The 12,182-nt window shown below is 56.0% G+C and carries 8 protein-coding genes; 4 read left to right on the top strand and 4 right to left on the bottom strand.

Annotated features, from left to right (window positions below):
• Positions 1 to 7 precede the first annotated feature (7 nt).
• From hpnH to ispH, 3 genes are all read right to left on the bottom strand, one after another.
• Entirely contained in the window at positions 8 to 1,009 is a 1,002-nt protein-coding gene (gene hpnH / locus K1Y02_03190) for an adenosyl-hopene transferase HpnH (protein ID MBX7255344.1), read from the bottom strand.
• Positions 1,010 to 1,218: 209 nt separating this feature from the next.
• Positions 1,219 to 3,153: a squalene--hopene cyclase gene (shc, locus tag K1Y02_03185; protein MBX7255343.1), complete on the bottom strand. Its 1,935-nt coding sequence runs from the start codon at positions 3,151 to 3,153 to the stop codon at positions 1,219 to 1,221.
• Between the two features lie 76 nt (positions 3,154 to 3,229).
• A complete protein-coding gene (gene ispH / locus K1Y02_03180; protein MBX7255342.1) occupies positions 3,230 to 4,234 on the bottom strand; it encodes a 4-hydroxy-3-methylbut-2-enyl diphosphate reductase in 1,005 nt (334 codons plus the stop codon).
• Between the two features lie 589 nt (positions 4,235 to 4,823).
• Here ispH and K1Y02_03175 point away from each other — a divergent pair.
• The 4 genes from K1Y02_03175 to K1Y02_03160 all read left to right on the top strand — a co-directional run bounded on the left by K1Y02_03175 (position 4,824) and on the right by K1Y02_03160 (position 10,154).
• Positions 4,824 to 5,795: a lytic transglycosylase domain-containing protein gene (locus K1Y02_03175; protein MBX7255341.1), complete on the top strand. Its 972-nt coding sequence runs from the start codon at positions 4,824 to 4,826 to the stop codon at positions 5,793 to 5,795.
• Between the two features lie 216 nt (positions 5,796 to 6,011).
• A complete protein-coding gene (gene kdsB, locus K1Y02_03170) occupies positions 6,012 to 6,785 on the top strand; it encodes a 3-deoxy-manno-octulosonate cytidylyltransferase (protein MBX7255340.1) in 774 nt (257 codons plus the stop codon).
• A complete protein-coding gene (locus K1Y02_03165) occupies positions 6,785 to 8,422 on the top strand; it encodes a CTP synthase (protein ID MBX7255339.1) in 1,638 nt (545 codons plus the stop codon). The genes kdsB and K1Y02_03165 overlap by 1 nt, the downstream gene beginning before the upstream one ends.
• Entirely contained in the window at positions 8,409 to 10,154 is a 1,746-nt protein-coding gene (locus K1Y02_03160) for a hypothetical protein (protein ID MBX7255338.1), read from the top strand. The genes K1Y02_03165 and K1Y02_03160 overlap by 14 nt, the downstream gene beginning before the upstream one ends.
• Positions 10,155 to 10,256: 102 nt before the next feature.
• Here the strand turns inward: K1Y02_03160 and K1Y02_03155 are convergent, their stop codons facing one another.
• Positions 10,257 to 12,092: a hypothetical protein gene (locus tag K1Y02_03155; GenBank protein MBX7255337.1), complete on the bottom strand. Its 1,836-nt coding sequence runs from the start codon at positions 12,090 to 12,092 to the stop codon at positions 10,257 to 10,259.
• Positions 12,093 to 12,182: the final 90 nt, after the last annotated feature.

Here is a 12,182-nt window from a genome sequence, read left to right as displayed (position 1 = left end):
CTCTCGGTTAGCCGAGGAGATTCCAGGCTGCCATCCTCAGCATGTCCTTCGGGCTGTTCTTGAGTTCGAAGACCGCCGAGGCCTCGAACCCGCTGTGCATCATGCAGTTCTGACAGGCGCGGTCTTCTCGCGATTCCCAATAGGCCCAATCCATTGTAGTCCAGAATTCCTGCCACGTCTCGAAGAACTGCTTGCCCAAGAGGTAGCAGGGGCCTTTCCAGCCTTTCGGGGTGAACGTAACCGTACTCCACGGCGAACAGTTGTAGCTGCGCATGCCTGCCGCGAATTCCAGGTACATGGGCGTGGAACTTAGCCGGTACCGCTTGGAAAGCTCCATCACTTTGGCGAACTTCTCGTTGATTTCGCGGCGTGTGAGGAAGATATCCTTCTCGACTGTCTCGTAATGATAGCCCGGCGCTATCAACATGCCGTCCACGCCCGCCTCGGTACATACCCGGCATAACTCTTCCACCTCAGCCATCTCCGTTTCGCGGTAGACGGTCGTGTTGGTGTACATGTGATAGCCGAGGCGTTTACCTTCCTTCAGCATCTCGATCGCGTTGTCGAATACGCCCTTCCGCGCACACACCATGTCGTGGGTTTCGCGCATGCCGTCAAGATGAATATTCACGGTAAGGCGCTTGTGGGGCGCAATCTTCCCGTAGACCTTATCGGCGAGGCAGATTGCGTTTGTGCACAAGTAGATGTGGCGTTTGCGCGCCACGATACCCTCAATCAGCTCTTTCAACTCTGGATAGAGAGTCGGTTCACCCCCGCAGATCGACACGATAGGCGCGCCGCAATCATCCAGCGCCTGAAAACATGAGTCGAGTGCGACGCGGTCCTTGAGCTTGCCAGTATGCCGTTCGGTCGAACAACCGATACACGCCAAATTGCACGTGTACAGTGGTTCCAGCATCATCACCATGGGATAGCGCTTATTGCCTTTGAGCGCGTTTCGAACCTGGTGCTTGATGGAGTCCATCGTGATATGTAGTGGAAATCGCATGATTCTCTTAAAGTCCGTTCTCTTTGAAGTACTACTCGTTCAATTCTCAACGCTCGCTCTAGCCCGGATTTCTCACGAACACACTTGAGCCTATCTCGTAACCAGTGTGCTTACGAGACTTGTGGCGAAAAGCAAAGCTGCTCTCCAAAGACAGAGCGTGTTCGCGAGAAATCCTCATGGCATAACCTTAAAGTCCTGCAAATTGCTGACTAGGAATGAAATTTTCGGAACTTACCTAGCGCAATCAACGGGAAGTAGATTGCATAATAGTGGTAGTGCAGGTAAAACACCCGCGGAAATCCAGTCCCGGTCCACTGATCCTCGTGCCATGTTCCATCGGCATTCTGAGTCTCCAGAAGATACGTAATTCCTTTCAGCACGCTCGGCGACGTGTAGTCGCCCGTCGCCATGAGTCCCATGAGCGCCCAGGCTGTCTGTGAGGCGGTGCTGACGCCCTTGCCTTTTTGCGAGGGGTCGTCGTAGCTTCGAGGCGACTCGCCCCAACCGCCATCGCTGTTCTGAACCGTCCGAAGCCACTTTGCGGCGCGTTGAATGTTCGCGCTCGTCATGTCTTCGCCAGCCGCGCGCAAGCCGCACAAAGCGAGCCACGTACCGTAAATGTAGTTGACGCCCCAGCGTCCAAACCATGTGCCATCCGCTTCCTGCTGGTTTCGGACAAACTCCAATGCCCGCTGCATCACAGGGTGATTTCTGGAGTACCCCATGGTAACCAACGCCTCGATTCCGCGCGCTGTGATATCGCTTGTGCTGGGATCGATCATCGCATTGTGATCCGCAAACGGAATTTGCGTCAGGTATTCCTTGTCGCAGCCCCGATCGAATGCGCCCCAGCCGCCGTCCACGTTCTGCATCGAGAGCGCCCAGTCCAGGCCACGCTTCAGTGCCGCTTGCTTCCGCTGTTCATTTGCCGAATCGGGATAGTGGATTTGGCGAAGCGTCGTAAGCACTTCGAAAGTGTCGTCCAAATCGGGATAGAACTCGTTGGCATACTCGAAGTACCAGCCGCCCGGTTTCGCATTGGGGTTCTTAAGTTTCCAGTCCCCCGGTTTCCGAACCTCTTTTGCAAGTAGCCAATCGGAGGCCTTCAACAACTCCGGGTGGCTTCGATCCATTCCGGATTCCACGAACGCATGAAGCACGTAGGCCGTGTCCCACACCGGAGAAAAACAAGGTTGCACGCGAAGGGTTTCGCCTTCCTCGATTTCCAGTTTCTCCAATTCGCGAATCTGCGACTGCGTCAGCGGATGCTCATTCGGATATCCCAGGCAGCGCAGCGCAATAATGCTGTTGATTATGGGCGGGAAAATCGCCCCAATGCCGTCGCTCTGCTCGAAGTGTTCTATCATCCACTTTTCACAGGCGCGCAAGGCCTTGGCGCGCATAGGCGTTATCCGCGAGCTTTCCACGGCCTTGAGCGTTGAGTCAATGGCCATGAAGAATGCGGGCCACATGCCCGTCTGCCGAGTCGGCTCATTCGGGTTCTCGACCATGAGTTCGGGAATGTTGGCGTGCTCGGGAACTGGACAGTACGGTTTGTAGGCCCAGATCACCGACAGCGGTACGACTATTCCACGGCTCCATGACGACATCTCGTAGAGATTGATCGGTGCAACGGATGGAAGAAGCAGAATCTCGGGAGGCACGGCGGGGCACTTCTCCCACGGATATTGACCGAAGATGGCCAGATAGAGCCGCGTGAAACTATTCGTGGCATCGAGTCCGCCAAGCTTCCGAATGACCTCCCGCGCCTTCACCATGTGAGGCGCGTTCTCGCTGTCCCCGAGGAGTTTTAACGTGAAATACGCCTTGGCCGAAGCGCTGACATCAGCAGGCCCGTCCGGATAGATGCTCCAGCCTCCCTCACGCAGCGCCTGCCTGCGTAGATAATTGGCAGCCTTGCGCACCCGGTCTTCTTGGGTGCGCCCGATGTAGTGCATCGTCAGGATGTACTCGGATTCGAGGATCGTGTCGCCTTCAAGTTCGGCGCACCAGTGACCGTCGGCATGCTGTTGGCTCAACAGAAAAGCCTGCGTAGCCTCAATAGCCGTTTTCACGCCCGCGTTAATTGTGTCTCCCAATGGGAGCAACGCGGAGCCCATTTGATTCGCTGCTGTTACGGCCAATTTCTCCTACCTTTCCTACCCGGCAATTATCGCGCCGCCGTTACCTCTTCCGCCGTAACGGTGCCGGCGCAGCTTGTTACTGATTCATTGCGCTGGGACTCGGCACCATGCTCTGCTGCGTTGTACCGGGAGCCGTGTGTCGCAACGACTCCACGAGTGCAAAAAATTCGCGAGGCATCGAGAAATGAACCTTCTCGGTGGCCGTTCGCAGCTCTTCAACTACCGCTGCTCCCAAAGTCTTGAGATGGTCAAGTATCCGGCGCACACAGTCTTCCGGGGCCGACGCGCCTGCCGTCACGCCAACGACGCGCTTGCCTTCAAACCACTCGCTCCGGATTTCAGTTTCATCGTTAATAAGGTACGCCGACACGCCAACGCTCGCGGCCACTTCACAAAGCCGCTGCGAATTCGAACTGTTCTGCGAACCGGTAACCAATACAACATCCACTTTGGCCGCCAGCTCCTTCACGGAATTCTGGCGGTTCTGCGTGGCGTAACATATATCGTCCTTCGGCGGAGACTGTATCGAGGGGAACTTCGCTCTCAGTGCCTCCACAATTCGAGCTGTGTCATCCAGACTCAGCGTCGTCTGCGTAAGGTAAATAAGCTTCTCCGCATTCTCCACGGCGAGTGATTCCACATCTGAAACGGTACTTACTAGATGCATGGGCGCTTCGCCCATCGTACCTTCAACTTCTTCGTGCCCCGCATGCCCAATCAGAACGATGGAATAGCCTGCCTTTGCGTAACGAATAACTTCCAGATGCACTTTCGTTACGAGCGGACAGGTCGCGTCGATTACGCGTAGCCCCTTCTCATTCGCTTCATTGCGAACCTCGGGGGAGATGCCGTGAGCGCTGAAAACGCAGACAGCCCCCTCGGGAATATCAGCGATACTTTCGACAAACACCGCCCCGCGCGCGCGCAATCTATCGACAACATGCACGTTATGAACAATCTCGTGAAAGACATAAATGGGCGAGTCCACGAGGTCCAGTACTTGCTCAACTATGTCGACAGCCCGTACAACTCCCGCGCAGAATCCTCTCGGATTCGCGAGCACAACGCGTTCAATTGCCACGAGCACGTTCTCCCAAATATAGTCAGCACACGATAAACTCGTGGCGTTCTGCCTACTCTGCCAGGGGGACACGGGATTTGAAATCGTCCCCAAAAACGAAAAGTGAATAGCATAAAAAGCACGTGTGTCGTCTGTGAGCGGATAGGGATCGCCTCCCGCCTCACCTACTAACAACCCCAGTAGCCCTTGCACATTCCGCAAAGAGGTTAATTATTGTCGGCGACAGAGTCAAATTCTCTGCTGCGTGCCCATCAAGTTAGGAATACAAGGCCGGATATTCTACGCCGAGACGCGCGCGGCCGTGCAATTCAGGACTTCACCAGCAGCAATACGTGCATCAATAACGTGCCCCAATCCTTCTAGGAAGTTTTTCGGCAGATGGAGTGTTTTTGCACTCGGGTCGACCGGGGGAAACGTCCGGTCCCATGTTGACGAACGTTCGTTGGGGAAGAAACAGCCTCTTGCAAGAGGCAGGGCATTTCGGTATACTCTTGACATGAAAACCCGATCTCACTCGCACGGATGGGGTAGGTTTGGTCGTCTGTGCCTGGAGCCGCGGATTCTTGCCGTGGTGCTTTGTGTCATCATTATGGTGCCCTTTGCCGGCACCCAGGCGTTCAGTACCTCAACCATCACTGCCAGCGAAGAGCGGCGCGCTTCGCGTCAATCAGAGTTGCGCCAACGATTGCTTCGAGAGCGGCGCGAGGCCTCAGTGCGAAAGCAGGGGTTTGGTGCTTTTCAAAGCAAGAAGGGCGTTACGATCCTCACCAACCGCCCCGAAAAATACCGCAATCGGGCCGGATACAATGAAATCACCCTGGAATACGATCCTGTTGTAATTCCTGAACGCTTCCGGAACCGCGCTACCCCTGAGTCTTACTCTACCTCTGATATCGGCGAACTCGTGCGGCGCTATGCCGGCCAGTACAACGTCGACGAATCGCTCATCTACGCCATCATCAAAGTCGAGAGTAACGGCAATCCGAACGCAGTGTCTCCAAAAGGGGCGCGTGGTCTGATGCAGCTCATGCCTTCCACAGCGGAAGATATGGGCGTTAAGAACATCCACGACCCCGCCGAAAATATCGCCGGCGGCACTCAATACATCGCCAAACTGCTTGAGTTGTTCGACAACGACCCGGTCAACGCCTTGGCGGGCTATAACGCCGGCCCTGAAAACGTTAAGAAGTGGGGCGGGATTCCTCCCTTTGAAGAAACGCAAAATTACGTCAAGAAGGTTCTTGGGTTCTCGAAACAGTACTCCAAGAACGGGGTCGATGCGAGCTACCTGAATCGGTCGTTTTTGAAGGCCAAACTCCCCTCCGCGGAGAAAGACATCAAGCAGGTCGCGGTAGTGCGGAAGGAAGAGCCAAAACAGAAATTCCAAGTCAAATTCAAACGCGGCGCTGTACAGCAGGCCGAAAAGGTTGTCGAAGAGGACGACTACTACTACATTGAGTATCAAGGGCGCAGCTTCCGTGTCCGCAAGAGCTTGGTGGACACCGTTACCCCCACGCCACCGTCTCGTCAAAGTGCCGAGCGTCTGACGTCCCAGATGTAGGGCCTTTTTCTGCCAACCACCGCAATCATTTGTGTTTCTGGCGATTTTCTGCGTTGAAATCGAAGCACACCTGTGCTAACATAAAATCCCGTTAGGACACGGGGCCTTCCGCCACACATCTCCTAACCTTCGCGGTATTTTGGTGCGTTTTGGGGAATATCGCGTTGGCCAATTTCCGACGCAGGGAAATCGCCCGCCAGGGCAAGGGGCTTGGTGATGCAAGTTATTGGAAGCCGGGGAGTTGTGGCGGTAATTCCCGCTCGTTTCGCCTCCACCAGGTTCCCGGGGAAGGTCATTGCGCCGCTGGCTGGAAAGCCTCTTGTGGCACACACCTACTATCGAACCTGCGAAGCTGCGCTGGTTTCTCGCGTTCTGGTCGCCACCGACGACGATTGTGTCCGAAGCGCCTTGGAGCCTCTGGGCATTCCCGTGGTGATGACGCGTCCTGAACACCCCTCGGGAACGGATCGCATTGCGGAGGTTGCCCAAGGAGTGGAAGCCGATCTAATCGTGAATGTGCAGGGCGATGAGCCGCTAATCGATCCCCACACCATCGACGAGGCAATCCGGCCTTTGCTAATCGACCCGAGTTTACCGATGGCGACGGCCAGACGCCTGATTACGGATCCGGACGACATTGAAAATCCCAATGTCGTGAAGGTCGTCTGCGACAGCCGGGGCCGCGCCTTGTATTTCTCGCGGTATCCGATACCGTACGTTCGCGATGCCGCCGACCGCGCTTCCGCGCCCAAGTGCCATTGGCAGCATATTGGACTTTATGTCTATCGGCGCGAGTTTTTGCTTGATTATTCGCGATGGGCTCCGTCGTCGCTGGAAAAGTTGGAGAAGTTGGAACAGTTGAGGGTCTTGGAGCGCGGTTATCCCATCGCGGTTGTCGATACGAAGTACCAGAGCATCGGAGTGGATACGCCGGAAGACTTGGAGCAGGTACGCGCAATGCTTGAGGGCGCGTTGGAAGGAAGGATGTAATGCCGAGGTACGTGTTTGTAACAGGTGGTGTGGTCTCGTCGGTTGGTAAAGGTATCGCCGCGGCAAGTCTGGGGCTGTTGCTGGAAGCTCGCGGCTACAAAGTCGCCATGATGAAGCTTGACCCGTACATCAATGTGGACCCAGGAACCATGAATCCATTCGAGCACGGAGAAGTCTTCGTGACCGACGATGGAGCGGAAACGGATCTGGATCTCGGACACTACCAGCGTTTCACCAACGCCAAAATCTCACAGAAAAGCAATATGACTACCGGTAGTGTCTACCATTCTGTCATTGAGAAGGAGCGACGCGGCGAGTACCTCGGTAAAACCGTGCAGGTGATTCCCCACATCACCGACGAAATCAAGCGTAGAATCCGCGAATTGACAGCCGAGCCGGAAGACGACGCGGATGTGGCGCTGATTGAAATCGGGGGCACGGTAGGCGACATCGAAAGCCTTCCGTTCCTGGAGGCAATCCGTCAGTTCAATCTCGACGTAGCTCCTACTCCGTGCTGCAACATCCATGTTACCTTGGTACCCTACATTGAAGCCGCGGAAGAATTGAAGACGAAGCCGACGCAGCACAGCGTGCGGGCATTGCGCGATATTGGTATTCAACCCAACGTCATCGTGTGCCGCACGGGAACGCAGGACCTTGGGCCGGACCAGCGCCGGAAGATCGCGATGTTCTGCAATGTGACCGAGGAGTGCATTATTGGAGCCCCCGACGTCAAGCCCGTGTACGCGATTCCGATGAATTTCCATCGGCAGCGCTTGGACGAAATCGTGCTTCGATGCCTCGGACTGGAAACACGTGAGATCAACTTGTCAGCGTGGGAAGGCGTCATCGAGCGCATCGTCAAGCCCAAGCATGAAGTTCGTATTGCCGCTGTCGGCAAATACACGCACCACGGCGATGCGTACAAGAGCATCAATGAGGCGTTTGTGCACGCAGGCGTCGCCAACGATTGCCGCGTGAAACTGGAGTGGGTCGATTCCGAAACCTTCGAAAACGGCACGGTACCCGAAGAAGCCCTTGCACAATTCGATGGCGTTTTGGTGGGTCCCGGTTTCGGTTCGCGTGGCATCGAAGGTAAAATTAAGGCGGTAGAGTACGTTCGCAAGGCCAAGAAACCTTTCTTCGGAATCTGTTTAGGCATGCAGATCGCCGTAATCGAAATGACGCGAAACTGCCTTGGTCTCAAGGATGCAAATTCCACCGAGTTCAATACAGAGACTGCGAATCCGGTGATATCGCTGCTATCGGAGCAGCGCGGTATTCGCGAACTGGGTGGCACAATGCGCTTGGGCGCATACCGGTGCGAACTGGTGGAAAAGACCAAGGCGCGCAAAGCGTATGGCGCTGACTCAGTGTCGGAACGCCACCGGCATCGGTATGAATTCAACAATTCGTACCGCGAACGCCTTGAGAAAGAAGCCGGACTTGTAGTCAGTGGCCTTCATACCCGCAGCGACCACGAATTGGTGGAGATTATCGAATTGAAGGATCACCCCTGGTTCTGTGCGTCGCAGTTCCATCCCGAATTCACGTCGACTCCGTTGAAGCCGCAGCCGCTGTTTCGTGACTTCGTGAAGGCTGCCCTAGAGTATCGAAACGCCCGTGCAAAAGGCTGATCCAAATCTGGCGCTGCGTCTTGCCCTGTCCCATCGGGCGAAGGCCCGCGAGGGACTGGCGCAGTGCAAGCGGGATTTGGCGGCGGGCCGTCTCGACAAGAATTCGCACGACCTCCAGGTCGCGGAGTTGGAGCACGAACTGGCCCGCGCGGAGGCAACGGTCCGAAAACTCCGCGATGCCGAGCGCGCCAGTATCGTTCGCCTGGAGGCAAACCTTCGTCTCCTACGTGAAGAGCAGGAAGACCTGCCAAACGCGGTAAAGCGAGGAACGATCAGTGCGAGTGGTGCGAATGACGCCAATCGAAGTCTGCGAAGAAGAATTACTGCCCTTCAGGAAGGGGTAACAGCCGTCAAAGCGCGCCTCTCGGCTGAGCACCCCGAAGAACTCGGCGGAAGAATCGACTTGCCGTTTGAAAAGTACCAGGGGGAAGTCCCGTATACGCCCAAACCGGTTGGCACCATGGAATGGGTTTTGGCGTTGCTACTCTCCATCGTGGCAGCAGCCTCCATCTTTCTGCCTTGGGTTCGGGTTGAAGACATAGACCGATCTCTGGTTGGACTCGCTGGCGGAAGTCTGCCCACTTCCCTGCATTTGCTGTGGCTACCCCTCTTCGTGCTGCCTTTTGTATCCATTCCCATAGTGGCAATTCGCAAGAAGGGACTTGTGGGGTGGGGAATCCTGTTTCTAGGTGTCTTGGTAACTACCGCCGGTATGTTGCCCAGTCCGCTTGCAAACCGCGGAAGTCTGTTCGGCCTCGCTCCAAGCGAATTACTACAGCTATTCCGGCCGGGGAGCATTCTCTATTGCGCAGTGGGTGTAGCGTTCATCGTGATGGGTGGCCTGCGCGTTGGCGATGTCTCCATCGCCCTTAAGCGAAGGCTTGCGGCCGTTGCCGCCTTCGCCGCAGTGATGACGTTGGCTGTATTGGGGGTTATGGCAGCGATTTATGCCTCAAGCGGCGGGGCTCGCGTAACATTCGATGCCTCATTGGTGCTGCCTGCCCAAGACGCAATTCGCGTGGTTTGCCGATCCGAGGGTGGAGAAGCCGTTGACGTCTACACCTCGTGGTCGGCACGGCCCGCGTCGCGTGGAGGGGGGCACGAGGCTGGGGTGGATGTCTATGTTAAGGAGCGCGGCACCAGTGAGTACCGTATGCTTCCAAACACGGAGGCGGCCTGGTCAACCGCCGGGTTGCCCGGTGAAGGGGAGGGGTCCTTCCGAGTGAGCCCCGCATCGTCGTTGGAATTGACCTTGGACCTACGGCGCCTCACGGCGCTGGGCGCCAATGCGGAGTCTATCCGCCTCACGTTCTACTCCGATTCCCGCGAATTGATGCCATTTGAGACCAACTTAGGCGCTGCATACCTTTCCCCCCCTGCAAAAGTTGAACCACGCGCCGCCGACCCCGGACCCGCTGTCGCAGCAAAACCACAGAAGACCTCAGTTTCCGCGCCTGCCCCGCCCCAGCCGCAGAAGCAGGCGCCTGCACCGGTTGCTCAACTCCTCGTTTCGTTTGTTGGAACAATGGGGGAGAAGGCCGTCTTGAAGCTAGTCCGGGGAGGAGCCGCAGAAGAGCGTGTTACCGCCGCAGTCGGAGACCTGCTGGATAAGGACTGGACCGTCGCGAAAATTGACCGCGCTCCCAGCGCAGTCACCCTCATCAACGTGACCCAGAACGTAGAGCGAATCATACGTCGCGGTGAGACGGTCAACTTGAACGCCGGGCCATAGTCCGTAATTTGCATCAGCGCGTTTGAGCGTCGACGCAAATTGTTCACGTGAAAGACGTTGCGGATATGTCGTGAGTAATCCCGGATAGGCGCTTAAATCGAACTACTTGTCCGGGGTAACCCACACTCTGGAACGTGCTGGAATCGTCAAATCGAGTCTCGTGGACGTAGACGGGATTTTCGAAGTAGACCAAGCCTCCGAAAATGCGGGCGTTGCCGTCGCCGAGAGCAACAACGAAACCGTCGCCGAATCTCCGTTGTAGTTCTGAATAATGTAATTGTTATTTGACAACGTCTGTAGGCTTGTCCGCACGGGTGCCAGCAAGTTCGCTCCTAGTGAACCAGACAAAGCCCGCCGCAGCACTTCAACCGATGGTTGGGGTAAGTCTAAAATCCCCAGCCACTTTGGAGCAAGTAGCACTTCCCCGACTGCGTCGAAATCTGCCTGCGTGAATGTACACGTATTCACCACGATGACAGTGGCGCCTTGAAGATTGTTGAGCGTCAGAAGCGGTACCTTCTTCTCGCCTGCCATTGCGTAGACGAGAACTGCAGCATCTCCCAGCGTAAATGAACAACCGATGTTAAGTTTACTTGACAAACGGACTGACTGGCCATTAACCAGAACTGCATTCGCTTCAAGGGGCATTGAGACAACAGGACCGCGCAATCCTGCTAGATTGTTTAGGGTGGAGCTCTGTGCCTTAACGATGAAGCCGGTTGTAAGAATGATTGTTTTACGTGACGCAACAAAGTCCGCGATCTTCGCGCTGATCGTGCTGTCAGAGGCTGCCTGAGTCGGCAAGAACACGCAAGGAGCGTCATCGGGAAAAGTCGAAACTGGAACAAGAGGAATGCCGAGCATCCCAATGTAATCCATGATGTACATGTCGCTGCCCGAATCGCTGTTGGCGGGTTTGTAGGCAGGGAGTCCCTGAATCGGATTCGTGCGCACGGCCTTTGAGAGGGCATTCAGAGAGTCGAACTCCTTGGCAAGCTTCTCATGGCCGGGGTGTCCTTCCTCAAACGCTCCATAGCTGAACAGGGTCAGTTCTGGGGCTCCAGCCAGGACAGATTGGTAAGCCTGCTCGATGAAATCGTCCGCATCGCAATCGCCGTGATCGAACCATGCACCCAGAGTCTTATCGCCTGCGATGCTGGCGACCCACCGGAAGTTCACGAATCCCTCATAGGGCTGCACGAAGCCGAACCGTTGGGTCGTCGCACCTCGGGTCTCTGTTCCGACCCAGACGCCGTCAAACAGGGCCGATTCGCGGGGAACGTCGTATCCAAACTCATGGAACCGGTCATACCACTGGGGGAACTTGATGATGACCCGTATTCCCGGATTCGCTTGTTTGGCCGGATCGATGATGACGGTCTTGGCCAACCCAACCATGAGGTCCCGGCGGTAGTCGGACCAGGAGCGATCACCTTTCGCAGCTTGCGATTCGGCACTCACGTCTCCGGTACAGAAGAAGTCGTCCACGATCAGCTCGTCGAACACCGGCGCAGCATCGGCAATGATGCGCCGGATGTCTTCCTGAGTCTTTGGATTCTGCCAATTGAACCAACCGAGCGGGCCCTCCTGCCGCACGCCAATCTCTCCGCCCGGCACGGTCGCGATGCCTCCCGTTACCTGGAATCCGTTCTCACGAAAGAAATCGCGCGCAGACTCCAGCGTCTTCCGGTCCACCACGTCGCCGCCGCGGTAGATTTCCAGAAAGACTCGCGAAATGTGCAGGGGCTGGAGCACAGAAAGCGCCTTGGCCCGAGCCTCAGCGTCGGAGGCCATCTTATGAACGGAATCGGTAGTCAAGTAGACGCTCAGCCGAAGGTCTGGCGGAGTCTCTTGAGCCGACAACCCAGGTAACAACCCTGTCCATGCGACCAGGAGGGAGACAACAAATACAAATAGCGTGCGGTGCGTAGAAGTCATGGAATAGGGGCTCCTTCAGCGCGGTTAGTTACGAGTGTTATAGAGGCTGTACTCGGACGAGTCAACTCTTGACGAAGCAGTTGACGTGTT

Source organism: Candidatus Hydrogenedentota bacterium (assembly GCA_019695095.1).
In the GTDB taxonomy this organism is placed as follows: Bacteria; Hydrogenedentota; Hydrogenedentia; order Hydrogenedentales; family SLHB01; genus JAIBAQ01.
Note: the sequence above shows the minus strand (reverse complement) of the source record. Positions and strands in the feature narration are given on the sequence as shown.